24 protein-coding genes are annotated in these 24,979 nt (G+C 59.1%); 9 read left to right on the top strand and 15 right to left on the bottom strand.

Annotated features, from left to right (window positions below; genetic code table 11):
- The first annotated feature begins 117 nt into the window (after positions 1-117).
- Complete coding sequence (locus FIV46_RS05175; protein ID WP_219845896.1) at positions 118-1,509, top strand: hypothetical protein; 1,392 nt, start codon at positions 118-120, stop codon at positions 1,507-1,509.
- Here FIV46_RS05175 and FIV46_RS05170 read toward each other — a convergent pair.
- Positions 1,468-2,535: a MaoC family dehydratase gene (locus FIV46_RS05170; protein WP_139939089.1), complete on the bottom strand. Its 1,068-nt coding sequence runs from the start codon at positions 2,533-2,535 to the stop codon at positions 1,468-1,470. The genes FIV46_RS05175 and FIV46_RS05170 overlap by 42 nt on opposite strands.
- 3 nt (positions 2,536-2,538) lie before the next feature.
- Positions 2,539-3,429: an HpcH/HpaI aldolase/citrate lyase family protein gene (locus FIV46_RS05165; protein WP_139939087.1), complete on the bottom strand. Its 891-nt coding sequence runs from the start codon at positions 3,427-3,429 to the stop codon at positions 2,539-2,541.
- A 254-nt stretch (positions 3,430-3,683) separates the two neighbouring features.
- Here FIV46_RS05165 and FIV46_RS05160 point away from each other — a divergent pair, with 254 nt between their 5' ends.
- Positions 3,684-5,114, top strand: coding sequence for a M20/M25/M40 family metallo-hydrolase (locus FIV46_RS05160; RefSeq protein ID WP_139939085.1), 1,431 nt, complete (start codon positions 3,684-3,686; stop codon positions 5,112-5,114).
- 67 nt (positions 5,115-5,181) lie between these two features.
- A complete protein-coding gene (locus FIV46_RS05155) occupies positions 5,182-5,619 on the top strand; it encodes a GFA family protein (protein ID WP_139939083.1) in 438 nt (145 codons plus the stop codon).
- A 49-nt stretch (positions 5,620-5,668) separates the two neighbouring features.
- On the opposite strand, the gene FIV46_RS05150 is transcribed toward FIV46_RS05155, so the two are convergent.
- The 11 genes from FIV46_RS05150 to ffh all read right to left on the bottom strand — a co-directional run bounded on the left by FIV46_RS05150 (position 5,669) and on the right by ffh (position 17,755).
- Positions 5,669-7,474, bottom strand: a complete 1,806-nt coding sequence (locus tag FIV46_RS05150) for a M2 family metallopeptidase (RefSeq protein WP_139939081.1) — start codon at positions 7,472-7,474, stop codon at positions 5,669-5,671.
- A gap of 69 nt (positions 7,475-7,543) precedes the next feature.
- Complete coding sequence (locus FIV46_RS05145) at positions 7,544-9,367, bottom strand: DUF885 domain-containing protein (RefSeq protein WP_139939079.1); 1,824 nt, start codon at positions 9,365-9,367, stop codon at positions 7,544-7,546.
- Positions 9,368-9,552: 185 nt separating this feature from the next.
- Entirely contained in the window at positions 9,553-10,572 is a 1,020-nt protein-coding gene (locus FIV46_RS05140) for an aspartate-semialdehyde dehydrogenase (protein ID WP_139939077.1), read from the bottom strand.
- Positions 10,573-10,617: 45 nt separating this feature from the next.
- On the bottom strand, positions 10,618-11,715 hold the full coding sequence (gene leuB / locus FIV46_RS05135; protein WP_139939075.1) for a 3-isopropylmalate dehydrogenase: 1,098 nt from the start codon (positions 11,713-11,715) through the stop codon (positions 10,618-10,620).
- Between the two features lie 27 nt (positions 11,716-11,742).
- Positions 11,743-12,357 carry a 3-isopropylmalate dehydratase small subunit gene (gene leuD / locus FIV46_RS05130; RefSeq protein ID WP_139939073.1) on the bottom strand — a complete coding sequence of 205 codons (615 nt, stop codon included), beginning with the start codon at positions 12,355-12,357 and terminating at the stop codon, positions 11,743-11,745.
- A gap of 14 nt (positions 12,358-12,371) precedes the next feature.
- A complete protein-coding gene (gene leuC, locus FIV46_RS05125) occupies positions 12,372-13,769 on the bottom strand; it encodes a 3-isopropylmalate dehydratase large subunit (RefSeq protein WP_139939071.1) in 1,398 nt (465 codons plus the stop codon).
- A 158-nt stretch (positions 13,770-13,927) separates the two neighbouring features.
- Positions 13,928-14,317, bottom strand: a complete 390-nt coding sequence (gene rplS, locus FIV46_RS05120; protein ID WP_139939069.1) for a 50S ribosomal protein L19 — start codon at positions 14,315-14,317, stop codon at positions 13,928-13,930.
- Between the two features lie 91 nt (positions 14,318-14,408).
- Positions 14,409-15,167 (bottom strand): tRNA (guanosine(37)-N1)-methyltransferase TrmD, encoded by a 759-nt coding sequence (trmD, locus tag FIV46_RS05115; protein WP_139939067.1) that lies wholly within the window; start codon positions 15,165-15,167, stop codon positions 14,409-14,411.
- 31 nt (positions 15,168-15,198) lie between these two features.
- Positions 15,199-15,792 (bottom strand): ribosome maturation factor RimM, encoded by a 594-nt coding sequence (gene rimM, locus FIV46_RS05110; RefSeq protein ID WP_139939065.1) that lies wholly within the window; start codon positions 15,790-15,792, stop codon positions 15,199-15,201.
- Between the two features lie 17 nt (positions 15,793-15,809).
- Entirely contained in the window at positions 15,810-16,301 is a 492-nt protein-coding gene (gene rpsP, locus FIV46_RS18385; RefSeq protein ID WP_139939063.1) for a 30S ribosomal protein S16, read from the bottom strand.
- 83 nt (positions 16,302-16,384) lie between these two features.
- A complete protein-coding gene (ffh, locus tag FIV46_RS05100) occupies positions 16,385-17,755 on the bottom strand; it encodes a signal recognition particle protein (protein WP_139939061.1) in 1,371 nt (456 codons plus the stop codon).
- Between the two features lie 278 nt (positions 17,756-18,033).
- Here ffh and FIV46_RS05095 point away from each other — a divergent pair, with 278 nt between their 5' ends.
- The 6 genes from FIV46_RS05095 to FIV46_RS05070 are packed head-to-tail and all read left to right on the top strand — an operon-like array spanning position 18,034 to position 23,915.
- The gene (locus FIV46_RS05095; protein ID WP_181163061.1) at positions 18,034-18,702 is read left to right on the top strand and encodes an outer membrane protein; all 669 of its coding nucleotides are present in this window, start codon (positions 18,034-18,036) and stop codon (positions 18,700-18,702) included.
- Positions 18,703-18,713: 11 nt separating this feature from the next.
- A complete protein-coding gene (locus FIV46_RS05090; RefSeq protein WP_139939057.1) occupies positions 18,714-20,150 on the top strand; it encodes an SLC13 family permease in 1,437 nt (478 codons plus the stop codon).
- A 52-nt stretch (positions 20,151-20,202) separates the two neighbouring features.
- Positions 20,203-21,078 (top strand): diaminopimelate epimerase, encoded by an 876-nt coding sequence (gene dapF / locus FIV46_RS05085; RefSeq protein WP_219845894.1) that lies wholly within the window; start codon positions 20,203-20,205, stop codon positions 21,076-21,078.
- A complete protein-coding gene (mtaB, locus tag FIV46_RS05080; protein ID WP_139939055.1) occupies positions 21,078-22,370 on the top strand; it encodes a tRNA (N(6)-L-threonylcarbamoyladenosine(37)-C(2))-methylthiotransferase MtaB in 1,293 nt (430 codons plus the stop codon). The genes dapF and mtaB overlap by 1 nt, the downstream gene beginning before the upstream one ends.
- Positions 22,371-22,379: 9 nt before the next feature.
- Positions 22,380-23,318, top strand: a complete 939-nt coding sequence (ftsY, locus tag FIV46_RS05075; protein ID WP_139939053.1) for a signal recognition particle-docking protein FtsY — start codon at positions 22,380-22,382, stop codon at positions 23,316-23,318.
- 15 nt (positions 23,319-23,333) lie between these two features.
- On the top strand, positions 23,334-23,915 hold the full coding sequence (locus FIV46_RS05070) for a septation protein A (RefSeq protein ID WP_139939051.1): 582 nt from the start codon (positions 23,334-23,336) through the stop codon (positions 23,913-23,915).
- Here FIV46_RS05070 and FIV46_RS05065 read toward each other — a convergent pair.
- Positions 23,904-24,473 (bottom strand): NUDIX hydrolase, encoded by a 570-nt coding sequence (locus FIV46_RS05065; protein WP_139939049.1) that lies wholly within the window; start codon positions 24,471-24,473, stop codon positions 23,904-23,906. The two genes, FIV46_RS05070 and FIV46_RS05065, sit on opposite strands and share 12 nt — an antisense overlap.
- A gap of 17 nt (positions 24,474-24,490) precedes the next feature.
- A complete protein-coding gene (locus FIV46_RS05060; protein WP_139939046.1) occupies positions 24,491-24,856 on the bottom strand; it encodes a hypothetical protein in 366 nt (121 codons plus the stop codon).
- Positions 24,857-24,979: the final 123 nt, after the last annotated feature.

Genomic DNA, 24,979 nt, shown 5'->3' with positions numbered 1-24,979 from the left:
CCTGACCGCTCCCCACCGCCTGCCTGCTAGTGCGGTGTTGCTTGACCAAACGTTCGTTTGCTGTTCTAATCCGGGGAACAACATAAGCTGGAAAAGCAAACAACATATAGGGAAGCCATGTCTAGTGAACCTCGCGTCAGCCGCTGGGGCTTTTTGCATATTCGCCTGCCCCTTGTTCATATGCGCATCGAATGGCCGGAATTTATCCAGGGTGTTGTCGTTGCCCTGTCCACCGGCCTCGCCATTGTCCCCCTGCTCATTGCCTATTTCGGCCTGAGTTTCGAGGAAGGGGTCGCCTTCTGCATGATCCTGTCGTTTTTTATCGCCTCCAGCATATTGTTCCTGGGCGAGCCCTATGCGCCGGGCTGGATCACCCCGGCCCTGCCACTGGTGCTGGCCTTTGTCCTCGCCGGCTATGAAACGCCGACGGAGCGCTTCCAGGTCATGTCCGCCTTGAGTATTGAATTTGCCCTGCTGATGTTCCTGCTGGGGGCGACCGGGCTCGGCAAGAAACTGATCAACCATATTCCCCGGGCGCTCAAATCCGGCATCATTCTGGGCGCGGCGCTGGCCGCCTTCAAACGGGTCTTCATTGACGATCCCAGCCATTTTGCGGAACGGCCCTGGGCCAGCGGCCTCGCCATCGCGGTCTGCCTGCTGATCACCTTCTCCCTGCCGTTCCAGCGCCTCAAGGGCAAAATCCCCGGTCTGGCGCTGCTGTCCAGCCTCGGCCTGCTGCCCGGCTTTTTCATCGCCGGCGTGGTCGGCCTCTGGCTCGGGGAACTGCATCTTGATATCCAGTGGGGAATTTTCCTGCCGCCGCTGGGGGATGTCTGGGCCAAGGCCTCGCCCTTTTCCATCGGCTGGCCGGACTTCGAGATGTATGTCGCCGCCCTGCCGATAACGCTGATGACCTATACCATCCTGTTCGGCGACCTGCTGACCGGCATTACCGTGCTGCAGAAGGCGCAGGAGGACCGGCCGGACGACCCCATCGACATCAACGTTAATCGTTCGCACCTGATGGTCGCCTTGCGCAACGGATTGATGGGGATTTCCGCCCCCTTTTTCCCCACCCAGGGCGTGCTGTGGACCGGCATCCATGTGCTGATTGTGGAGCGCTGGCGCGAAGGGCCGGAGAAAATGCAGTCGCTGTTCAGCGGCCTGGCTGCCTATTATCTCTACGCCATCCCGTTCTTTCTGATGATCCTGCCGCTGATCACGCTCCTGAAGCCGTTCCTGAATATCGCCCTGATCCTGACCCTGATCCTGACCGGCTTCGCCTGCGCCTATATCGCCATGGCCCTGCCGCGCACCAGCCAGGAGCGGGGAGTGGCCCTGATGACCGCCTTCATGCTGGTCTATTTTGACAGCTGGATCGGGCTGCTGGCGGGCATTGCCGCCTGCCTGCTGCTGCTTGGGCCGGACAGTTTCCGGGACGAGGAGAATCTCGAAAAGGCCTCGCGTCTAACGTCGCGGCAGCAGCAGCCACAGGTCGAGGTCGAGTAACACTGAAGGCAGATATTTGCCGTCCGCATCCTTATAGGCATGGTCCGCCGGCTCATGGTCCTTGGTCGCCACCAGGCGCACCCGGAGCGCGCCCACGTGATCTTCGCCGGCAAGCTCCGCCTTGTCCAGCACCTCGGTCCAGGCATAGACCGTATCCCCGGCGATGCAGGGATTGACGTGACGTCCGGCATTAATGGCGGCAATCAGTGGCGCATTGCCGAGGCCGTTATAGCTTAAGCCCCGGGCGAGACTGATGACATGGCCGCCGTAAACGATGCGCTCGCCAAGCCTGCCGTCCTTCATCATATGCAGGTTGAAATGGACCTTGGCGGTATTCTGATAGAGCCGGGTCGCCATCATATGGTCGGCCGCCTCCACGGTCATGGCGTCCACATGATTGATCTTTTCCCCCACCTCATAGTCGTCCCAGTAATAGTCCGAGCCCGCAAGGGTGCTGTCATATGTGCTGAAGTCAAGCCCCTGCGGCACCACCAGATCATCGGCCGCGACCGCCTCCGGCAGCTCCGGGATCACCGTGTCCGGGGCCGGGCTGGCCGGACCCTTCTTGTTGACCATGACCCAGCGCACATAGGACAGCACCACGTCGCCATGCTGATTGGTGCCGGTGGTGCGGACAAAGACATTGCCGTTCTTGCCGCTGGAATTCTGCTTGAGGCCGATCACTTCACTGACCGCACTCAGGGTATCGCCGGGAAAAACCGGCTTGAGGAATTTACAGTCGGCATAACCCAGGTTGGCCACCGCATTGATGGAGATATCCGGCACGGTCTTGCCGAACACCATATGGAAGGTCAGCATGTCGTCGAGTGGAGCGCGGGGATAACCGCAGGCGCGGGCGAATTCGTCGGAGGACTGCAGCGCAAAGCGCGGGCCATAGAGTGCGGTATAAAGCGCCACATCGCCCTCGGTCACCGTGCGCGGCGTGGCATGGGTAAGGACCTGGCCGATGGTGAAGTCCTCGAAATAATTGCCCCCAGAAGTTTTTGAAGTGAAGGTTTTCTCCATTTCTCAGGCCTCCAGTTCCTTGATCATTTCGGCCTGGGCGATCAGGCTTTTCGCCACTTCCACATGCAGGTTTTCCACCAGCTTGCCGTCCAGCAGAGCCACGCCCTTGCCTTCGGCTTCGGCCGCTTCAAAGGCGGCAATAATGGCATGGGCATGCTCCACTTCGGCAGCGCTCGGGGCAAAGGCCTCGTTGGCGGCGGCGAGTTGCTTGGGATGCAGCAGGGTCTTGCCGTCAAAGCCGAGCTCCACGCCCTGCTGGCAGGAGGCGACAAGGCCCTCGTCATCATTGAGGTCGGTAAAGGTGCCGTCAATCACGGCAATACCGGCCGCCCGGGCCGCCAGCACGCACATGGACAGGCTGGTGAGGATCGGCAGCCGCATCGGCGTGTGGCGGGCCTGAAGATCCTTGACCAGGTCATTGGTGCCCATGACAAAGCCACCAAGGCGCAGACTGCTGTCGGCGATTTCCTCGGCCCGGAGGATGCCGCGCGGCGTTTCCATCATGCACCACAGCGTCGTGGTCTTGGGCGCGCCATTTTCCACCAGCAGGTCCTCGGCTTCCTTGACCATGGCGGCGCTTTCCACCTTAGGCAGCAGGATCGCATCCGGCCCGGCCTCAGAAGCGGCCTTGATATCGTCACGGCCCCAGGGGGTATCCAGGCCGTTAACCCGGATAATCAGTTCCCGCTTGCCGTAGCCGCCGGCCTTGATGGCCTCGGCCACCAGCCTGCGGGCCTCGCTCTTGGCATCTACCGCCACCGCATCCTCCAGATCCAGGATCAGGCTGTCAGCGGCAAGTCCCTTGGCCTTTTCCAGGGCCCGGGGGTTGGAGCCCGGCATATAGAGAACGCTTCTTCTGGGCCGCGCTTGATTGGATTTGGACTGGTTTGACATAATTTCCCTCATAAATGCTGTAACTTCTACTGGAATGGCGTGAATTTTTGTTATTTTATTTCACAAACCTTTTTTCTTTTGAAATTTGCTTATAAACATTTTTTTGGTGCAATGCAAGATGTTGCACCGCAAAATATTCTTTTGCCAGACGTATGCGGCTTATTCATTTTTATGGCGACGATTTGGGTTGAAAGCTGGTGCCATCTGCGACAGACTTGCCCACCAACAAACGAAAAACCATCGGGGATATAAAGATGTTATTGAATAAACTATCCGGCACATTTGCCGTCCTGGCCGTCACCGGCAGCCTGTTCAGTCAAACTGTCCTGGCCGAGGAATCCGCCGAGACGCCAACCATTTTCAGCGCAGAGATGAAGGCCACCGCCCTGGAGCTGAAAGACACGGCGATGGAGGCCGGTCTCGCCTATGAACTGGACGAATCGCTGAGCACCGAAGTGGGGCCGCGCCGGGTCGGCACCCCGGGCGACCGGCTGGGTATCAAATGGGCAGTGGCCAAGATGAAGGCGCTGGGCTTCGATAAAGTCTGGACCGAAGAGGTTACCCATGTCTATTGGGAGCGCGGCGAGATCGAAGCCGAAGTAACCGGCCCCTATCCGCAGAGAATGACGGCCATCGCCCTTGGCGGGTCCGTCGGCACGCCGAAAAAAGGCATTGAAGCGGAAGTGGTGGAATTCGAGAATTTCGCCGCCTTGGAGGCCGCGCCGGAAGGCAGCCTGAAGGGCAAGATCGCTTATGTCTCCTACCGCATGGAACGGAAAATTGACGGCTCAGGCTACGGCCCGGCGGTGATCGCCCGCGGCTACGGCGCTCTGACTGCTGAACAGAAAGGCGCCGTCGGCTATATCATGCGTTCGGTGGGCACCGACAACAACCGCCTGGCCCATACCGGCGGTCAGCGGGAAGACAAGGGTGTAGCCGGCATTCCCGCCGCCGCCCTGTCCAATCCCGATGCCGATATCCTGTCCAACATGATCCGCCGCGGCCAGCCAGTCACCTTCAAGCTGAAACAATCCTCCAAACGCCATGACAAGAAAGTGGTCAAGACCGCCAACGTGATCGGCGAAGTGACCGGCCGGGAAACCCCGGAAGATTATGTCATCCTCGGTTCGCACCTGGACAGCTGGGACGTGGGCACCGGCGCCGTCGATGACGGCATCGGCGTGACCATCACCATGGCCGCCGCCAAGCATATCCTCGACCTGCCGCAGCGGCCAAAACGCTCCATCAGGGTGGTGCTGTTCGGGGCCGAGGAAGTAGGCCTGGTCGGCGTCAAGCAATATCTGGAAAAGAACCGGGCCGAGCTGGACCATCATGTGATCGGTGCCGAATGGGATTTCGGGGTCGGCCGCATCTATGACATGAAGCCGGGTGTCGGCCCGCAGGCCCTCAATGCGATCCGGGAAATGGCCGAGCTGTTCGCGCCGATGGGCGTGTCGCTTAATGCGGCCAATGACGCCAAGGGGGATTCTGACCTGAGCCTGCTGGGCGAGGCCGGCATGCCGGCGGTCGAGTTCGCCCCGGACGGCAGCCTCTATTTCGACTATCACCATACCGACAACGACACCTTTGACAAGGTGGACCCGGAGGCCATGAAGTTCAACACGGCGATCTATACCATGTTCACCTGGCTGGCTGCCGAAAGCGGGGTGGATTTCCGGAAGTAGAAATTCAAAAACAACCATTCAGGAAAGCCCGCCAGGGCTTTTCTTTTCAATCTGGTAAGCTCGTATTATGACCTCCTACGCTCATCACGGCCGCTGCCACTGCGGCAATATCGACTATGACTTCGTGACGTCAAAACCGGTCACGGAGTTCGCCGTGCGCCAATGCGGCTGTACTTACTGTACAAAACAACGGGCCCGTTATGTGGCCGACCCGTCCGGCGAGTTGCGCATCACCTATGCAGACGAAGACCAGGTGGGCCGCTATCGCTTCGGCCAGAAAACTGCCGATTTCATCTTCTGCGCCCGCTGCGGGGTAGCGCCCTTTGTCCTGTGCGAGACAGAGGGGCAATTCTTTGGCATCATCAACACCAACAGCCTGGATGAAGCAGACCGGGTGCCTGCCCCGGAAGCGCCCCATGATTTTGACGACGAAGACAGCGGCGACCGGCTGGCGCGGCGGCGGAAAAACTGGATCGGCAGAGTGATTATCAATTCCGCCACATAAAAAAGCAGGCCCGAAGGCCTGCTTTTCAATCTCTGCCTGACTTCTTCTGTTACCAGCCGCAGCTGCGGCCTTCGTTCTGTTCGTCCAGCCACTTCTGCAGCGGGGCGAAATATTCCAGCACGGCGCTGGCATCCATTTCGCTTTCACCGGTAAAGGCCTGAAGGGCCTCCTGCCAGGGCCTGCTCTGGCCCATTTCCAGCATGGCGTTGAATTTCTCGCCCACTTCCTTGTTGTCATAGATGGTGCAGCGATGCAGCGGCCCCTTGAAGCCAGCCATCTCGCAGGCGGCCTTGTGGAACTGGAACTGCAGGATATGGGCGAGGAAATAGCGCATATAAGGCGTGTTGCCCGGGATATGGTATTTGGCGCCCGGGTCAAAGGCATCGGCGGCACGGTCGACCGGTGCTTTCACACCCTGGTATTTTTCACGCAGTTCCCACCAGCCGCTGTTGTAGGTGTCGGGCGTCAGTTCGCCGTTGAACACCTTCCAGCGCCACTGGTCGACCATCAGGCCGAACGGCAGGAACGCCACCTTGTCCAGGGCCCGGCTCATCAGCAGGCCGATGTCGCCCTCAGCGGACGGCACCTCGTCAATCAGGCCGATCTGTTTCAGGTAGGCCGGAGTGATGCTGAGCGCGATGGTATCGCCGATGGCTTCATGGAAGCCGTCATTAGCGCCGCTCTGATACAGGATGCTGAGATCGTTATAGGCCCGCTGGTAATAGTTGTGGCCCAGTTCGTGATGGATGGTTTCGAAATCATCGGCCGTGATCTGGGTACACATCTTGATGCGGATATCATCCTTGTTGTCGATGCTCCAGGCGCTGGCGTGGCACTGCACTTCCCGGTCGCGCGGCTTCTTGATCAGAGAGCGTTCCCAGAAAGTTTCCGGCAGCGGCGCAAAGCCGAGGGAAGAGAAGAAATTCTCCCCGGTCTTGACCATCTGCACTTCGTCATAGTCCTTGGCCTTGAGGCGGGCGGTCAAATCGTAACCGATATCACTGTCACCCGGCTTGACCAGGTCATAAATGTTGCCCCACTGCTGGGCCCACATATTGCCGAGCAGGTGGGCCGGAATGGCGCCGTCCTGGGGCACTTTGTCGGTGCCGTATTTGTCACCGAGCTTGGCGCGCACATAACAATGCAGCGAGGTATAGAGCGGCTTGACCTGTTCCCACAGGCGGTCGGCTTCGGCCCGGAACTCGTCCGCCGGCATGTCATAGCCGGCGCGCCACATGGCGCCCACATCCTTGTAGCCGAGCTCGCGGGCGCCCTCGTTGGCGATCTCCACCATGCGGGCGTATTTTTCCTTCATCGGCGGGGAGACGGTGCGCCAGCCTTCCCAGGCCTCCAGCAGTTCGTCGGGATTGCGGCTTTCCGCCATCAGCTTGATCAGCTCCCGGTCGTTGCGGCCCTTGGGGTCCTTGCCGGTGGCATACATGGCGTCCAGCTCCGAGGTGAGCTCGGCCAGTTCCTTGTTCTCGGCTTCATCGGTCGGGGCCGGCAGGGTGATGCCCTGTTTCAGCAGTTCAAGCTTGCGCCGGGTGTCGAAATCCACCTCCACATCGTTGAACTTTTTGGCCTCGTTGGCAAACTTCACCGCCATGGCGGTGCCTTCGGCGCTGACCTTGGCGACCAGCGCATTGCTGTCCACGGTCACGAAGTTGGCCTGGATCCAGTAGGTGCGGGCCGCATAGGGATAATAGTCGTTATATTCCTTTTCCACCTCGGCGATAAAGGCCTTGGCGTCTTCGGCGGTCGGCGCCTTTGCCGCCGCTTTTTCCTCGCTGGCGGGGCTGCAGGCCGCCAGTACCAGGGTCAGGGCCGTGGTACCGGTCAGTAAAAATTTTCTCATTTTGTGCTCCTTTATTCCTCCATAAGAAAAAACGGGCACCCGCAAGGGTGCCCGTCTCTGTCAGCTTTTTCAGCCTTTGTTTTCTGCGATATAGTCGTCGACCAGTTCTTCCAGAACGGACAGCGGCAGGGCGCCACTGGTCAGGACCACGTCATGGAACTTGCCGATGTCGAACTTGTCGCCGAGGGCGTCCATGGCCTTCTGGCGCAGTTCCAGGATTTTCAGCATGCCGACCTTGTAGGCCAGCGCCTGACCCGGCCAGACCATATAGCGCTCGATCTCGGAGACCACATCGGACATCGCCTGCCCGGTGTTCTTATACATATAGTCGATGGCCTGTTCACGGGTCCAGTGCTTGTAGTGCATGCCGGTATCCACCACCAGGCGCACGGCGCGGAACAGTTCCGCCTGCAGGCGACCGATGTCGCTGTAGGGATCTTCCTGCAGACCAAGTTCCTTGGCCACCCGCTCGGCATACAGGGCCCAGCCCTCAACGTAAGCGGTGAAGAACATATACTTGCGGAACAGCGGCACGTCCTTCAGTTCCTGGGCGATGGCGATCTGGAAGTGATGGCCCGGCACTGCTTCGTGATAGGCGAGGGTGCGCATGCCGTATTTCGGAGTGGCCTTGATGTCATACAGGTTGGCCCAGAAAATGCCGGGACGGGAGCCGTCCAGCGCCGGATCGGTATAATAGGCGCCCGGGGCGGATTTCTCGCTGAATTCCGGTACCCGGCGCACTTCCACGCCCATCTTCGGCTTCACGTTGAAGACATCCTGAACCCGCGCATTCACCTCGGCGATGATCTTGCGGTAATCTTCCAGGATCTGGGCCCGGCCCGCGTCATCGTCGGAATAATAAAAACGGTCTTCCTCGGCGAGGTCCTGGATCAGGGTCTCGAAACCTTTGGAGGTGTCATAGCCTTCACTCTTGAAGATCTTCATGATCTCGCCCTGGATGCGGTCCACTTCGGCAAGGCCGATGTTGTGGATCTGCTCGGGCGTCATGTCGGTGGTGGTCATGCTGGCGACCATGGCTTTGTAATAATTGTCGCCATCGGGGAATTTCCACACCCCGGCGTCATTGGTCGCCTTCTTGATCAGCTCCTTGTGATAATCGGTCATTTTCTTGTACGCCGGGTGCACGGTACCGGCGATGGCGTCCTTCGCCTGGGCCAGCAGGGCGGCCTTGTCCGCGTCACTCAGGTCTTTGAGCCCGTCCAGCTTGGCGGCGAAAGTGACATAGAGCAGGTCCTCTTCCACCGGCGTGGCGACAGCGGCATCACCGATTTCAATGACTTTCTCCATCAGCGGCTTGGGCAGGATGATGCCTTTGGCAGCCTGAGCCTTGATGCGGACCAGATACTGGTCGAACTGATGACCGGCCGCCTTCAGGCGGGCGATATAATCCTCGGCGTCAGCCTTGCTGTTGACCGCATGGAAGTTGCTCAGGAAATTGGGGAAGTCGATCAGCGGGCCGCCGTTCTGGGCCTGGATATAACCGTAATCGTCATATTTATGCAGCCGCTTGGTGCGCGCCATATCCCAGGCCAGAAGCTCCTTGGACAGTTCCTGGGCATCGGTCAGTGTGCTGTCATCATAGGACTTCAGAAGTTCAAAATTTTCCATCTCCGTCTTGAACATCTTGTCCCGATGGGCCTGGGACACATCGTCCAGTTTGTCATGGCGCCAGGGCTTGCCCTGGGTTTCCATATAGCGGGTATAGGTCAGGCCCTCCGGCGTTTCCATGATGGCTTCGTCGAAATACTGGGCGAAGAAATCGTCAATATTTTCCGGCGCCTTCTCCATGGCAAAGGCGGAGGCAGCAGTCATCAGCGAGCCGATGACGCCGATAACAAATGTCTTCCGTAGGCTGGTTCTTTTTATGGTCATGTTCGTTACGTCCCCTGGTCAAAATACAAAGAGTCATATGCGATGAATTTTAATCGACCGACCCTAGCAGGCTATGCTACCGCCCAGAACCAAAAAACGACGGATTGTATAAAAAAAAGGACGAGTGAAATTTCACTCGTCCTCTTCCAGCATAAAATTTCAGGAAAGCGTATATTTGCCTTACATTATGCTTTCTTGAGATAGTTATTGCAGAGGCTTTCCGCGATCTGCACCGCGTTCAGCGCCGCGCCTTTCAGCAGGTTGTCAGCCACGCACCACAGATTCAGCGTGTTGGGCTGAGTCTCGTCCTCGCGGATCCGGCTGACATAGGTGGCGAATTCACCGGCCGCTTCGATCGGGGTGATATAGCCGCCGTCCTCGCGCTTGTCGACCACCATCAGGCCGGGGGCCGTACGCAGGATTTCGCGGGCCTCGTCGGCGCTGAGCGGATTTTCGAATTCAATGTTCACGGACTCACTGTGGCCCAGGAACACCGGCACCCGCACGCAGGTGGCGGTGAGCTTGATGTCCGGATCCAGGATTTTCATGGTTTCGACAACCATTTTCCATTCTTCCTTGGTATCGCCGTTGTCCATGAATACATCGATATGCGGGATCACGTTGAAGGCGATCTGCTTGGGATAGACTTCCGGTTCGATCGGGTCATTGACAAAGATCGCCCGGGTCTGGCTCCACAGTTCATCCATGGCCGCCTTGCCGCTGCCGGATACGGACTGGTAAGTGGAGACCACCACGCGTTTGATTTTGGCGCGGTCATGCAACGGCTTCAGGGCCACCATCAGCTGGGCCGTGGAGCAGTTGGGGTTGGCGATGATGTTTTTCTTGGTATAGCCGGCAATGGCGTCCGCATTGACTTCCGGCACCACCAGCGGCACATCCGGGTCCATACGGAAATGGGAGCTGTTGTCGATCACGACACAGCCCTGCTGGCCGATTTTTTCGCCAAAGGCCTTGGAAACACTTCCACCGGCAGACATCAGGGCGATATCCGTGTCGGAGAAATCATAGTCATCCAGACATTTGGTCTTAATGGTGGTGTCCCCGAATGTCACTTCCTGGCCAATGGACCGGCGTGACGCCAGCGGGACCACTTCAGAAACCGGGAACTGGCGCTCATGCAGAATATTGAGCATCTCCCGGCCGACATTACCTGTCGCACCTACGACAGCGACTTTATAGGACATTTAAGTTTCTCCTGAGTTTACAATAATTTCTTTTTCGGTCGGCACTTAACCGTTGAGTTTTTCCATTTCACGCAGAATGGCGTCCCCCATCACACTGGTGGACACCTTGGCCTTGCCCGGCTGCATGATATCTGCCGTGCGCATGCCGCCTTCCAGGACGGCGTTCACGGCATTTTCCACAAGATCGGCTTCCTCGCCGAGCTCAAAGGTATAGCGCAGGGCCATGGCCAGGCTGAGAATGGTGGCAATGGGATTGGCGATCCCCTGGCCGGCAATATCCGGGGCAGAACCGTGCACCGGTTCATACATGGCGCCGCCGCCCTTGACCCCGAGAGAGGCCGAGGGCAGCATGCCGAGCGAACCGGTCAGCATGGCGGCGACGTCGCTGAGCAGGTCGCCGAACAGGTTGTCCGTGACGATCACGTCAAACTGCTTGGGCGCGCGCACCAGCTGCATACCGCAGTTATCGGCCAGCATATGTTCCAGTTCCACATTGGGATAGTCTTTGGACACCACTTCAACTTCTTCGCGCCACAGCAGGCCGCTTTCCATCACGTTGCATTTTTCCGCACTGGTCACCTTGCCGCGCCGCTTGCCCGCCAGGTCAAAGGCCACATGGGCGATGCGGTGAATTTCGCTGGTGGTATACACCTGGGTGTTGACCCCGCGGCGTTCGCCGCTGGGCAGGGTTTCAATGCCGCGCGGCTCGCCAAAGTAGATCCCGCCGACCAGTTCGCGGACAATCATGATATCCAGGCCGCTGACCAGTTCCGGCTTGAGGCTGGACGCATCCACCAGCGGCTCGAAACACATGGCCGGACGCAGATTGGCAAACAGCTCAAGTTCCTTGCGGATTTTCAACAGGCCGGCTTCCGGACGCCTGTCGTAATCGACGCCGGTCCATTTGGGGCCGCCGACGGCGCCCAGCAGAACCGCATCCACTTCCCTGGCTTTGGCCAGCGTCTCATCGGCCAGCGGCACCCCGTGGGCGTCATAGGCGCAGCCACCCACCAGGTCTTCGGAAATATCAAACTCCAGGCCACGGTTATCCGCCAGCCAGTCGATAATCCTGCGGGCCTGCGCCATGATTTCCGGGCCGATACCGTCACCGGGCAGAATAAGAAGGGAGTGGGTTTTGCTCATAACGTTTATACTTTCCTCGGTTTCCGCTTACGCGCTGTAAAGCCACGGCTGGGAGGCTTTTTGCTGTGCTTCAAACTTGTCGATCTTGTCTGATTTTTCAAGGGTCAGGCCGATATCATCCAGGCCGTTCAGCAGGCAATGACGCCGGAAGGCATCCACCTCGAACTTTACCGTACCGCCATCAGGTCCGGTAATTTCCTGGGTTTCCAGATCAACCGTGACAATGGCGTTGGCGCCGCGCTCTGCGTCCTCCATCAGCTTATCGACAATTTCCTGCGGCAGCTTGATGGGCAGGATGCCGTTCTTGAAGCAGTTGCCGTAAAAAATATCGGCAAAGCTCGGCGCAATGATCACACGGATGCCCTGGTCCAACAGCGCCCAGGGGGCATGCTCGCGGCTGGAGCCGCACCCGAAATTGTCCCCGGCGATCAGGATCTGGGCGTTGCGGTAGGCCGGCTTGTTGAGCACAAAGTCCGGGTTTTCGCTGCCGTCTTCATTATAGCGCATTTCGGCAAAGGCAATCTTGCCAAGCCCGGTGCGCTTGATGGTTTTCAGATACTGCTTGGGGACAATCATGTCCGTATCCACATTGATCATCGGCAGGGGAGCCGCAACGCTGGTGATTTTGGTAAATTTATCCATTGTCCTCGCTCCTCTTACAATTTCCGTACATCGGTCAGATGGCCGGTGATCGCGGCCGCCGCCGCCATGGCCGGGCTCAGCAGATGGGTGCGGCCCTTGTAGCCCTGGCGGCCCTCAAAGTTCCGGTTGGAGGTGGACGCACAACGTTCATAGGGCTCCAGATGATCGGCATTCATGCCGAGACACATGGAACAGCCCGGTTCGCGCCATTCAAAGCCGGCGTCAATGAAGATCCGGTCCAGGCCTTCTTCTTCCGCCTGGTGCTTGACCAGGCCGGAGCCCGGCACCACCATCGCGCTCACACTGTCAGCCACCTTGTGGCCCTTGACGATTTCAGCGGCCGCGCGGATGTCCTCGATCCGGCTGTTGGTGCAGGAGCCGATAAAGACCCGGTCCACCTTGATGTCTTCCAGCGGCGTACCCGGTTCAAGACCCATATACTCCAGTGCCCGCTCCATGGCCGCCTTGCGCTCGCCTTCCGCATCGGCGGGGTTGGGGACCACGCCGCTGATCGGCAACTCATCCTGCGGGCTGGTGCCCCAGGTGACCTGCGGTTCGATCTCTTCACCGTTCAGGAAAACTTCCTTGTCATAGGTCGCGCCGTCGTCGGTCTTGAGGGTTTTCCAGTAGGCCACCGCCTGCTCGAACGCGGCGCCCTTGGGGGCATAGGTCCGGCCCTTGACATAGTCGAAAGTTTTCTCATCCGGCGCCACCAGGCCGGAACGGGCCCCGGCCTCAATGGCCATGTTGCACAGGGTCATGCGCCCTTCCATGGTCAGGTTCTCGATCACGGACCCGGTGAACTCGATCACATGGCCGGTACCGCCGGCAGTGCCGATTTTACCAATCACGGCCAGCGCCACATCCTTGGCGGTGACCCCGGCGCCCAGTTTGCCGGACACATCGATGCGCAGGTTTTTCGACTTGCGCAGGATCAGCGTCTGGGTTGCCATCACATGTTCAACTTCACTGGTGCCGATGCCGAACGCCAGCGCCCCGAACGCCCCGTGGGTCGCGGTATGGCTGTCGCCGCAGACCACGGTGGTGCCCGGCAGGGTAAAGCCCTGTTCCGGGCCGATCACATGGACGATGCCCTGGCGGATATCGGTCATCGGGATATAGTTGACCCCGAACTCGGCACAGTTTTTCTCAAGCGCTGCCAGCTGGATCGCTGACTGTTCTTCATTTTTCGCAGTGGCCCGGTCGGCGGTTGTCGGCACGTTATGGTCCGGCACGGCAATCATGGCGTCGGGTCGACGCAGCTTGCGGCCAGCCATACGCAGCCCTTCAAAGGCCTGCGGGCTGGTCACCTCGTGGATGATCTGGCGATCGATATAGACCAGGCAGTTTCCGTCTTCCTGCTGATCTACCAGATGGCTTTCCCAAAGCTTGTCATAAAGTGTCTTGGCCATTTTTACCTGTTCTCCAGAATTTGGTTCCGGGCCCAATTCAGCTGTCCGGCGGCAATATTGTATAAAATCGGGCAATTAAAAAGCGGGGTCCGAAAATCGAACCCCGCTTGTCTGGGGCTCTTTTGACGCAGCCCCGAAATCATATTCAGATGATCTGGTTACGCGTCGGCGCCCGGCTTCTTGGAAAGCCAGTCTTTTTTCTCGGCAATACGGGCTTTCTTACCACGCAGGCCGCGCAGGTAATAAAGCTTCGCACGACGAACTTTACCACGACGCACAACTTCGATGCTGTCCACATTGGGGGAATACAGCGGGAAAATACGCTCAACACCTTCGCCGTAGGAAATTTTACGTACGGTAAAGGAGGAGTTCAGGCCGCGGTTGGAACGGGCGATGCAGACGCCTTCATAGGCCTGGATACGCTCGCGGTTGCCTTCAACCACTTTCACGTTCACTTTCACGGTATCGCCCGGTGCAAATTCCGGCACCTGCTTGCCTTCGGTCAGCTTGGCGATCTGGTCTTTTTCGAACTTTTCTACGATATTCATTTTCTTCTTCCAAAACTTGCCCCCCAGAGGTTCCGAGACACTTTTCATTCGGAACATTCGGAGATCATTTAAGTGGGATCAAGAATCCCGATCAATCGTCTTCCGCAGGGTCCATATCATTCTTTCCGCTGCGGTGCAAATATTCTTTCCAAAGATCTGGCCTTCTTTCCCGGGTCAGCCGTTCTGACTGTTCCTGGCGCCAGGCCTTGATCCGTCCATGATGCCCGGATTGCAATACTTCCGGGATCTCCCGCCCTTCCCAGACCCGGGGCCTGGTATAGTGCGGATATTCAAGCAATCCGGCCTCAAAGCTCTCTTCCGCCAGAGTATCCGGCTGCCCGATCACCCCGGGAATCAGGCGAACCACGGCATCCATCAACGCCAGCGCCGCCACTTCGCCGCCGGACAGCACAAAATCACCGAGGCTCACCTCCATGATATTGCGTGCCTCCAGCACCCGCTCGTCAATGCCTTCAAAGCGGCCACACAGCAGGGTGATTCCCTTTTTGCCGGCGAACTCCTGCACCAGCTCCTGGTCCAGCACCCGCCCGCGGGGAGAAAGATAGACCAGCGGCCAGTCTTCCTCTCTGATATCCTTCGGCCGGTCGGCCAGCGCGGCATCTACCGCCTCGCCCAGCACATCGGCCCGCATCACCATGCCCGGACCGCCGCCTGCCGGCGTATCGTCCACCGTATGGTGCTTGTCATGGGCATGGTCGCGGATCTGCGAGACATCCAGGCGCCACAGTCCCTGATCCAGCGCCTTGCCCGCCAGCGAATGGCCAAGCGGTCCCGGAAACATTTCCGGATAGAGGGTCAGGATCTGCGCCTGCCACAGGGGCTCTGTCATGCCTCACCTCTCTCTTTCCACTTGGGACCGGTCACTCTTCCCGGTCGCCGAAGGCCTCGCGGTCGACCACCACATAGCCTTCTTCAACATTCACTTCCGGCACAAATTCCCCGGAAAAGGGATAAAGGACCTTGTCCTTTCTGCCGTCGTTCACCGCCGGATCCAGCGCCACTTCCAGCAGGTCGCCGGCGCCGAAGTTAAACACCGCTTTCACGGTGCCGAAAGGCGCGCCGGTTTCATCCCGGGCCGTGAGGCCGACCAGATCCTCATAATAGAAACTGTCGTCCTCTTCCAGATCCGGCAGAGAGCCTTTCTCCACATAGATCTTCTGCCCTTTGAGGGCGAGGGCCCGGTCCCGGTCCTTCACCCCCTCCAGCCGGGCGGCAATGCCGCCCTTGATGCTGTGCAGAAGCTGGATCTTATGCTTTTCGCCCCGGGGATGTTCCTCGGTGAAAAGGGTCACCGGGCCATAATCGGCAACGGAAGCCAGATCCTCGGTAAAGACCTTGAGCCGGACATTTCCGCGCACCCCCTGGGCCCCGGTGATGGCGGCAATACAGACCCATTCAGGTCCGATGGCCGCCTCGGCGCCCCGGGAAGGTTTATGGGAAGACCGGTCAGACATGCCTTACCCGCCAGGCCTTATTCAGACTTGGCTTCTTCCTCTGCAGCTTCTTCAGCGGCAGCCTCTTCAGCCGGAGCTTCCTCTGCAGCAGCTTCCTCGGCGGGAGCTTCTTCAGCTTCAGCGGCGGCAGCAGCTTCTGCTTCAGCGGCCTCAGCGGCAGCAGCAGCTGCAGCTTCCTCTTTCTCTTTTTTCTCTTCGATGCGATCCAGAGCTTTCTGGCCCGGTTTCGCTTTGTTCGGGTTGTTACGGGCTTCGCGCTTCATAAGACCTTCGGCATCCAGGAAACGGAGCACACGGTCAGTCGGCTGTGCGCCCTGGCCCAGCCAGTAGGTCACGCGCTCGGTCACCAGAGACACGCGCTGATCGCTGTCTTTCGGCAGCAGCGGGTTGTAGGTGCCGACTTTTTCGATGAATTTACCATCACGGGGAGAGCGGGAATCCGCAACCACGATACGGTAGTAAGGACGTTTTTTGGCACCACCGCGTGCCAGGCGAATTTTCAAAGACATTGATGTCTTCCTTTCTTATTTACTTCAATTCAAAAATTACGTTTCAGCGGCCGGGCCGCTTGTTTTTTACTTTGGCCAGAGACCTACTTCGGAAGCAGATTCTCCATACCCGGGGGAAGCTGGCCGGGCAGGGGCAGGCCCCCGCCTTTTTTGCCCATCTTGCCCATTTTCTTCATTACCGTGGCCATCTGTTTCTGCATTTTGACCAGCTTGTTGATCTCCTGCACGGAAACGCCGGCACCGGCGGCAATTCTTTTCTTGCGCGACGCATTCAGCAGGCGCGGCTCGGCCCGCTCCTTCGGCGTCATGCTGTTGATGATGGCTTCCTGGCGCGCCAGCAGCTTGTCATCGATATTGGCACTGGCCATCTGCTTCTGCATTTTGCCGAGGCCCGGCAGCATGCCGAGCACCCCGGACATGCCGCCCAGTTTTTTCATCTGGCGCAGCTGGGAGCGCAGGTCGTCGAAGTCAAACTGGCCCTTTTTCATCTTGCGGACCATCTTCTCGGCTTCTTCCGCCTCGATGGTCTCGGCTGCTTTTTCCACCAGGGACACCACATCGCCCATGCCGAGGATTCGGGAGGCGACGCGTTCCGGATGGAATTCTTCCAGATCGTCGATCTTTTCCCCGACACCGACCAGCTTGATCGGTTTGCCGGTTACGGCCCGCATGCTGAGCGCCGCCCCGCCGCGGCCGTCACCGTCCATACGGGTCAGCACCACGCCGGTCAGGCCGACCTGGTCGCTGAACTGCTGGGCCACATTGACCGCATCCTGGCCGGTCAGCGCATCGGCAACCAGCAGGGTTTCATGGGGATTCACCGCATTGCGGATAGCGACCACCTCGGCCATCAGGCTCTGGTCCACATGCAGGCGGCCGGCGGTATCCAGCATGACCACATCAAAGCCCTGCAGCTTGGCCGCGGTCATGGCCCGCTTGGCGATATCCACCGGCATCTGGCCGGCAATGATCGGCAGGGTCGCCACACCGGTCTGTTCGCCGAGGATCTGCAGCTGTTCCATGGCCGCCGGACGACGCACGTCAAGCGACGCCATCAGGACTTTTTTCTTTTCCTTTTCCTGCAGCCGTTTCGCGATCTTGGCTGTGGAGGTGGTTTTACCGGAGCCCTGCAGGCCGACCATCAGGATCGGCACCGGGGCAGCGGCCGCCAGGTCGATGGTCTTGCCCTCGCCGCCCAGCATTTCCACCAGGTTGTCATTGACAATCTTGATGACCATCTGGCCGGGGGTGACCGATTTCAGAACTTCCTGGCCGACAGCTTTTTCCCGGACCTTTTCCACAAAGTCCTTGACCACCGGCAGGGCCACGTCAGCTTCGAGCAGGGCGATGCGCACTTCACGCAGGGCGGCACTGACGTCCGCCTCCTTGAGGGCACCGCTTCTTTTCAGCTTGTCAAATATGCCGCCGAGCTTGTCGCTTAAGCTGTCAAACATAACCTTTTCCACAAAGTAAAATCGCACCAGTGGGCGAAACCTCGCTGACTGGTGGGTATCCCGCACGTCCGTCGGGGGGACACTATTTATCTTTCATCCTTTCGGAATGGGCGGAAACTATGGGCTTTGATCGCAAGAGTCAAGTCTTAACTGCCGGATCGCGCAACTTCCTGTTTCATGATCGGCAAAAAAATGTAATATGGACACAATTCCGCCGCAGGGGGCTGTCTGACTGTGATCCTGCACGTATAAAGAAACAGAGGGAAATGGAATTAAGTATGTCTGACTTTTTCAAAAAGCTTCTCGTCATTGCCGGTATTGCCGCGACAACCCCGCTGCTGTCCTCCCCCGCACAGGCCGGTATGGACGGCACGCCGTTCGACGGCTTCTTCATCGGCCTGCGGGCAGATTATTACAAGGAAACCGCCAACACGGCGTATGAGCAGATCACCGGTGATGACGACAGTACCTTCAACGGCGTAACCGGCGAGGACTCCGGCAATGGCTTTGCCGGCGGCTTTTATGGCGGATACGGCCTCAGCTTCGGTCCGGTCTATACCAGTCTGGAAGCCGGCTGGGGTATTTCCGGCGGCGCTTCTGACGCCACTGACGGCACCAGTTCCTTTGGGGTCAAGGCCTCCAACAGCTTCGATATCAACGGCCGGGTCGGCTTCCCGGTTGGTGAGCGCTTCCTGATTTACGGCCTGGGCGGCTATGCGGCAACCAAATTCAATCCCCGCGGTTTTGACAGCGCCGAAGGTGACCGCCTGAACGGATTCCGTTACGGCGGCGGCCTGGAAATCGGCCTCATCGAGGATATCGCCCTGCGCGTTGAATATACCCGCGCGGAATATGGCAGTCTGACCATTACCCAAGGCGTCGACCAGTTCACCTTCGACCCGTCCGAGCAGAGGATTTCCGTCGGCATCGTCCTGCATATGAACTGACGGACTGATCCTTGACCATCAGGGTTTTCAATCTGCTGCTTGGCGTCGCCTTCCTGGCGCTGGTGCTGATCGTGCCGGCGCCCGAAAGCATGCCCGACCTGGCCTGGAAGATGGTCGGCATCGCCGCCCTGATGGCCACCTGGTGGGCGACCGAAGCCCTGCCGGTGCCCATTACCTCGCTGATGCCGCTGGTGCTGATGCCGGCACTGGGCGTGGCCGGCATGTCCGAGGCCGCGGCGCCCTACGCAAGACCGACCATTTTCCTGCTGATGGGCGGATTTATCATCGCCACCGGGCTCGCGCGCTGGAACCTGCATCGCCGGCTGGCACTGCATATCCTGATCCGGGCCGGCAGCCACCCCGGCGCCATCATTGCCGGTTTCATGGCCGCCACGGCGCTGATCAGCATGTGGATCAGCAATACCGCCAGCGCCATCATGATGATCCCGATCGCCCTGTCGCTGTCCTCCGAACTGATTCACGATACAACCCGGCACCACCGCGGTTTTGTCCTGTGCCTGATCCTGGGCATTGCCTATTCCGCCAGCGTCGGCGGATTGGGCACCATGATCGGCACCCCGCCCAACCTGTTTGTGGTGAGCTTCATGTCGCAGAATTACGGCGTGGAAATCAGTTTCCTGAAATGGATGATGTTCGGCATCCCCACTGTGATTGTCATGGTGCCGGTGGTGTGGCTGGTGCTGACCAAGTGGGCCTATCCCTTCGACCTGCAGGACCTGCCGGCGGCCGAGGATATTTTCCGCCAGGAACTGGCCAGCATGGGACCGCTCAGCACACCGGAAAAACGCCTGTCCTTCACCTTTGCCCTGGTGGCATTCTTCTGGGTCAGCCGCAAATTCCTGCAGGATGAGCTGGGAATCCTGCCCTGGCTCAACGACAGCCTGATCGCCGTGATCGGCGCCGTCCTCATGTTTGTGATCCCGTCCGGCTGCCGCACGGAAAAGGGCACCGCCCTCTTGGACTGGGACACCGCCATCAAGATTCCCTGGGGTGTGCTGTTGCTGTTCGGCGGCGGGCTGAGCCTGGCCGCGGCCGTCAGCAGCTCCGGCCTCGCCCTGTGGCTCGGCAACAGCATGTCCGGCCTGACGACCCTGCATCTGTTTCTGATGATTGCAGTTCTGATCAGCATGGTGATTTTCCTCACCGAACTGACCAGCAACACCGCCACCGTCGCGACCCTGCTGCCGGTGCTCGGCGCCTTGGCTGCAGCCGGCAATTTCGATCCCATGATGCTGTTTGTTCCGGCGGCGCTGGCCGGCAGCTGCGCCTTCATGCTGCCGGTCGCCACCGCCCCCAATGCTGTGGTCTATTCCACCGGCAAGGTGCGGATCCCGGAAATGGTCAACGCCGGCTTCCGCCTCAACCTGGTCGGCATCATGGTCCTCTCCCCGCTGTGTTACCTGCTGGTTCCCATAATCTTTGGCTGATTTGGGGCTGATTTTGGTGGACTTTTTCACCATCCCCCCCATATAAGGCGGTATGAACCAGCAGAATCAGATCACACAGGACCCGCGTCCCTTCGTCAAAATGCACGGCCTCGGCAATGACTTTGTCATCTTCGACGGCCGCGAGGACCGTTTTGACCTGAGCCCGGACGGCGCGCGCTTTGTCGCCGACCGCCATCGGGGGGTGGGCTGCGACCAGGTCATTACCCTGTGGCCGTCAAACGTCGGCGATGTCTTCATGCGCATCCAGAATGCGGACGGCAGCGAAGTCGGCGCCTGCGGCAATGCCACCCGCTGTGTCGCCCACATGATGCTGCAGGAGTTCGGCGCCGACAAGATCACCATCGAAACCCTGGCCGGGCTGCTGCACGCCGAACGCAATGGCCAGCAGGTGCGGGTCGACATGGGCGAACCGCGCCTGGACTGGGACCAGATTCCGCTGGCCCGGGAAATGGACACCGAGTCTGTGGAGCTGGTGGTTGGCGGCCTCGGCAATCCGGTCGCCGTCAACATGGGCAATCCCCATGCCATTTTCTTTGTCGACAGCGTCGACGGGATCGACCTGGAGGAACTGGGTCCGCAGATCGAAACTCACGAACTGTTCCCGGAGCGGGCCAATGTCAGCATTGTCGAAAAACGCGGTCCCGGCGACCTGCGCCTCCGGGTGTGGGAACGCGGCGCCGGCATCACCCAGGCCTGCGGCTCCGCCGCCTGCGCCGCCGTGGTTGCCGCCAGCCGGCGCGGCCTGGTGGAGCGCGCTGCCGCCATTGAGCTCGACGGCGGCACCCTGGTTATGGCCTGGGCCGAGGACAACCATGTGATGATGACCGGCGACGTGGCCTATGTGTTTGCCGGCCATGTCTTCGCCCCCTTTAACCTTGAAGGACATGACGACCGGGAGAGGCGCTGATGGCTGACACCTCTTCCCGCACCCCGCAGATTGTCACCTTTGGCTGCCGGCTCAATACCTATGAGTCGGAAGTGATGAAAAGCCATGCCGAATCCGCCGGGCTGGAGAATACCTTCATCTTCAACACCTGTGCCGTCACCGCCGAGGCAACCCGGCAGGCGCGCCAGGCGATCCGCCGCACCCGGCGTGAAAACCCCGACGCCAATATCGTGGTTACCGGTTGCGCCGCCCAGGTCAATCCGGCCGAATTCGCCGACATGGCCGAGGTCAACCGGGTGATCGGCAACCAGGAAAAACTGCAGGCCAAAAGCTGGCAGGCGATGGATTTCGGCACCGGCAACAGCGAAAAGGTGCTGGTCAACGACATTATGGCGGTCAAGGAGACCGCGCCGCAGCTGATCGACGGCTTCGAGGAACGCACCCGGGCCTTTGTCCAGGTCCAGAACGGCTGCGACCATCGCTGCACCTTCTGCATCATCCCTTATGGCCGCGGCAACAGCCGCTCGGTGCCCGCCGGCGAGGTTATTGCGCAGGTGAAACGATTGGTGGAAAACGGCTACCAGGAAGTGATCATCACCGGGGTAGACATCACCTCCTATGGTCCCGACCTGCCGGGCAAACCGACCCTCGGCAAACTGTGCCAGCAGATCCTGAAACATGTTCCGGATCTGAAACGGTTAAGACTGAGCAGCATCGACAGCATCGAGACCGATGAAGCGCTGTTCCAGGTGATTACCGAAGAAGAACGGATGATGCCGCACCTGCACCTGAGCCTGCAGGCCGGCGACAATATGATTCTGAAGCGCATGAAGCGCCGCCACAGCCGGGAAGACAGCATTGAATTCTGCCAGCGGGTGCGCGCCGCCCGACCTGATGTCATCTTCGGCGCCGACATTATCGCCGGTTTCCCGACGGAGACGGAAGAAATGTTCGAAAATTCATTACGTCTGGTTAATGATTGCGACCTCACTTTCCTGCATGTCTTTCCCTATTCGGAGCGCGAAGGCACCCCGGCAGCGAAAATGCCGCAGCTGCCCAAATCCGTGCGCAAGGAGAGGGCCGAACGGCTGCGCGCGCTGGGCCAGGAGAAATTGGACGCCTTCCTATCCGGCCAGGTCGGCCAGGAAGTGGAAATCCTGGTGGAAAAAAGCCTCGACGGCGGTGCCTCTGTTATCGGCCATACCGCCCATTTCGCCCCTGCCCGATTACTGGGCGACCTGCCGTCCGGCACCCTTGCCAAGGCGCGTGTAACCGGCTATCAGGATGGGGTCCTGATCTGCGAACCGATTTAAGTGGGGTCCATGAGCGAAGAACAACCGAAAAAAGGCTGGTTCAGCCGCCTGAAAGACGGCCTGAAACGCAGCACCTCCGCCCTCAGCGGCGGCATCTCCAGCATTTTCAACAAAAAACGGCTGGACGCCACCACGCTCGAGGAACTGGAAGACCTGCTGATCATGTCCGACCTCGGCGTGGAAGTGAGCCGCCGGGTCTGCGACCGCCTGAGCGCCCAGAAATATGACAAGGAAATCAGCGCCGAGGAAGTGCAGGCCGCGCTGGCCGAAGAAGTGTCCGGCATCCTCGAAGCCGTCGCCAAACCCCTGGAAATCAATCCCGGCAATCACCCTCATGTGATCCTGATGGTGGGAGTCAACGGCTCCGGCAAGACCACTACCATCGGTAAAATGGCCAAGCAGTTCCAGAATGACGGCAAGAGCGTGATGCTGGCCGCCGGCGACACTTTCCGCGCCGCCGCCATCGAGCAGCTGCAGGTCTGGGGCGAGCGCAACAATGTGCCGGTCATCTCCGGCAAGGTGGGCGGCGATGCCGCCGGGCTTGCCTTTGACGCCGTCAAACAGGCCAAGGAACAGAATATAGATGTGCTGCTGATCGACACGGCCGGGCGGTTGCAGAACAAGGATTACCTGATGGAGGAACTGGCCAAGATCGTCCGGGTGATCAAGAAACATGACGAAACTGCGCCCCATGACACCATCCTGGTGCTGGACGCCACCACCGGCCAGAACGCCATCATGCAGGCGGAGGTGTTCCAGAAAGTGGCCAACGTCACCGGCCTGGTCATGACCAAGCTGGACGGCACCGCCCGCGGCGGCGTGCTGGTCGCCTGTGCCGAGAAGTTCGCCCTGCCGATTCATGCGATCGGCGTCGGCGAGAGCATCGATGACCTTCAGCCCTTCAACGCGGATGAATTTTCCCGTATGCTGGTCGGGCTTGAAAGCTAGTCTGGGAAGAAAAGCATGAATCAACTCTATAAGTTGCTGATCGAAGCCGGGCCATTGGTGATCTTTTTCGTCGCCAACGCCCAAGTGGGCATATTCAACGCCACTGCTATTTTCATGGTGGTGATGATCATTGCCATGATCGCCGCCAAGGTCCTGCTCAAGGAAATTTCCCTGATGATGTGGATTTCCGTCGGTCTGGTGGTGATCTTCGGCAGCGCGACTATTTATTTCGAAGACGAAACGTTTATCAAGCTCAAGCCGACCATCCTCTACAGCATGTTTGCCGTGACCCTGCTTCTTGGCACGGCCCTCAAAAAACCCTTCATCCGCAATGTGATGGAGGCCGGCTTTCCGCCGATGGAAGATATCGCCTGGCACAAGATGAATTTCCGCTGGGGCCTGTTCTTTGTCTTCTGCGCCCTGCTCAACGAATATGTCTGGCGCAATTACGACACCGATACCTGGATCGCCGCCAAGCTGTGGCTGTTCATGCCGCTGAGCTTCGTTTTCGCCCTGGCCCAGCTGCCGCTGATCATGAAATACCAGATGGGCGAACCGGAAGCGGACGCCGAAACCGACCAGAATTCAGCGGACTAGTTTTTCGGTTCCGGGCGGATTGCCGAACGGGGCAAACACTTGCCTGTCATGGATTTCCCGATACTGATTGAGCGCCCAGTGGACGCTGGGAAAAGCGATCTCGTCCCAGGGAATGTCATCCCATTTGAACAGTTTCACCTCCAGGCTTTCCTCACCGGCGGCGAATTTCTTCTCCCGGAGCCGGGCCACATGCATCATCTGCACCTGGGAAATGCGCGGAATATTATAAACCGCCAGCAGTGCCCGAATCTCAATCTCGGCGCAGGCTTCCTCACGGGCCTCCCGCGCAGCGCCTTCTTCGGTGGTTTCATTCTGTTCCATGAAGCCGGCCGGGATGGTCCAGTAGCCCTTGCGCGGTTCAATGGCGCGCTTGCACAGCAGAAATTGCTCTTCGGCATCCGGCGTCTCCCGCCAGGTTACCACCGAGCCAACCACAATTTTGGGATTGATGTAATAGACGAATTCACAATTGTCGCAGACATGCCGTTCCCGATTGTCCCCGTCAGGGACCTTCAGGGTGAAGGAATGATTCTGCGATGGCTGGTTTTCAAAGGGCATGCCACAGGATATCAGGCTCAGATTTTGATATCAACAATCTGGCCGAGGCGTTCAAAGGCCGGCTGGCCGCTGCTACCGCCGACACTCTCGCGCAGGTTCAGGTTAACCGAAGATCGGCCCCCCTGCGCCTCGCCTTCAGCGGGAAGGCTTTGCCTCAGCTTGTCCAGATTGCGGGCCCTGAGTTCTTCTTGGGATTTCTTCAGCGCTTCCCGGTTCTGGCGAATCTGTTCCTGGCGGTCGGATTCGCGCACCTGTTGCCGGGCCTGGGCCTGCTGCTCCTTGAGCTGCTGCTGATCCACAAGCTGCTGCTGGGCCTCCCGCTGGTTTGTATCAACCAGGGATCCCAGGGATGCCAACAATTGTGAGTTCGAGGTAATCTTCATTCGTCTTCAGTCATGCCACGTTGGGGCCACAGTTCATCATCATAAGTCCGATATATTATCGGACTCTTAATTTTACAAGACCGCTCTTTCTGAAGGGAATACGTCGACTTCTGCGACTGATCC

The organism is Emcibacter nanhaiensis, assembly GCF_006385175.1.
In the GTDB taxonomy this organism is placed as follows: Bacteria; Pseudomonadota; Alphaproteobacteria; order Sphingomonadales; family Emcibacteraceae; genus Emcibacter; species Emcibacter nanhaiensis.
This window is presented reverse-complemented; position numbering and strand designations above follow the sequence as displayed.

Excerpts from the sequence above, each read along its gene's own strand:
- rplS (WP_139939069.1), bottom strand. The coding sequence starts at position 14,317 with ATGAATATCGTAGAAAAGTTCGAAAAAGACCAGATCGCCAAGCTGACC.
- dapF (WP_219845894.1), top strand. The coding sequence starts at position 20,203 with ATGAACCAGCAGAATCAGATCACACAGGACCCGCGTCCCTTCGTCAAA.
- rimM (WP_139939065.1), bottom strand. The coding sequence starts at position 15,792 with ATGTCTGACCGGTCTTCCCATAAACCTTCCCGGGGCGCCGAGGCGGCC.
- FIV46_RS05165 (WP_139939087.1), bottom strand. The coding sequence starts at position 3,429 with ATGTCAAACCAGTCCAAATCCAATCAAGCGCGGCCCAGAAGAAGCGTT.
- FIV46_RS05170 (WP_139939089.1), bottom strand. The coding sequence starts at position 2,535 with ATGGAGAAAACCTTCACTTCAAAAACTTCTGGGGGCAATTATTTCGAG.
- mtaB (WP_139939055.1), top strand. The coding sequence starts at position 21,078 with ATGGCTGACACCTCTTCCCGCACCCCGCAGATTGTCACCTTTGGCTGC.
- leuB (WP_139939075.1), bottom strand. The coding sequence starts at position 11,715 with ATGAGCAAAACCCACTCCCTTCTTATTCTGCCCGGTGACGGTATCGGC.
- trmD (WP_139939067.1), bottom strand. The coding sequence starts at position 15,167 with ATGACAGAGCCCCTGTGGCAGGCGCAGATCCTGACCCTCTATCCGGAA.
- FIV46_RS05095 (WP_181163061.1), top strand. The coding sequence starts at position 18,034 with ATGTCTGACTTTTTCAAAAAGCTTCTCGTCATTGCCGGTATTGCCGCG.
- ffh (WP_139939061.1), bottom strand. The coding sequence starts at position 17,755 with ATGTTTGACAGCTTAAGCGACAAGCTCGGCGGCATATTTGACAAGCTG.
- FIV46_RS05160 (WP_139939085.1), top strand. The coding sequence starts at position 3,684 with ATGTTATTGAATAAACTATCCGGCACATTTGCCGTCCTGGCCGTCACC.
- FIV46_RS05155 (WP_139939083.1), top strand. The coding sequence starts at position 5,182 with ATGACCTCCTACGCTCATCACGGCCGCTGCCACTGCGGCAATATCGAC.
- FIV46_RS05140 (WP_139939077.1), bottom strand. The coding sequence starts at position 10,572 with ATGTCCTATAAAGTCGCTGTCGTAGGTGCGACAGGTAATGTCGGCCGG.
- FIV46_RS05175 (WP_219845896.1), top strand. The coding sequence starts at position 118 with ATGTCTAGTGAACCTCGCGTCAGCCGCTGGGGCTTTTTGCATATTCGC.
- FIV46_RS05060 (WP_139939046.1), bottom strand. The coding sequence starts at position 24,856 with ATGAAGATTACCTCGAACTCACAATTGTTGGCATCCCTGGGATCCCTG.
- FIV46_RS05145 (WP_139939079.1), bottom strand. The coding sequence starts at position 9,367 with ATGACCATAAAAAGAACCAGCCTACGGAAGACATTTGTTATCGGCGTC.
- leuD (WP_139939073.1), bottom strand. The coding sequence starts at position 12,357 with ATGGATAAATTTACCAAAATCACCAGCGTTGCGGCTCCCCTGCCGATG.
- FIV46_RS05070 (WP_139939051.1), top strand. The coding sequence starts at position 23,334 with ATGAATCAACTCTATAAGTTGCTGATCGAAGCCGGGCCATTGGTGATC.
- FIV46_RS05150 (WP_139939081.1), bottom strand. The coding sequence starts at position 7,474 with ATGAGAAAATTTTTACTGACCGGTACCACGGCCCTGACCCTGGTACTG.
- ftsY (WP_139939053.1), top strand. The coding sequence starts at position 22,380 with ATGAGCGAAGAACAACCGAAAAAAGGCTGGTTCAGCCGCCTGAAAGAC.
- leuC (WP_139939071.1), bottom strand. The coding sequence starts at position 13,769 with ATGGCCAAGACACTTTATGACAAGCTTTGGGAAAGCCATCTGGTAGAT.
- FIV46_RS05065 (WP_139939049.1), bottom strand. The coding sequence starts at position 24,473 with ATGCCCTTTGAAAACCAGCCATCGCAGAATCATTCCTTCACCCTGAAG.
- rpsP (WP_139939063.1), bottom strand. The coding sequence starts at position 16,301 with ATGTCTTTGAAAATTCGCCTGGCACGCGGTGGTGCCAAAAAACGTCCT.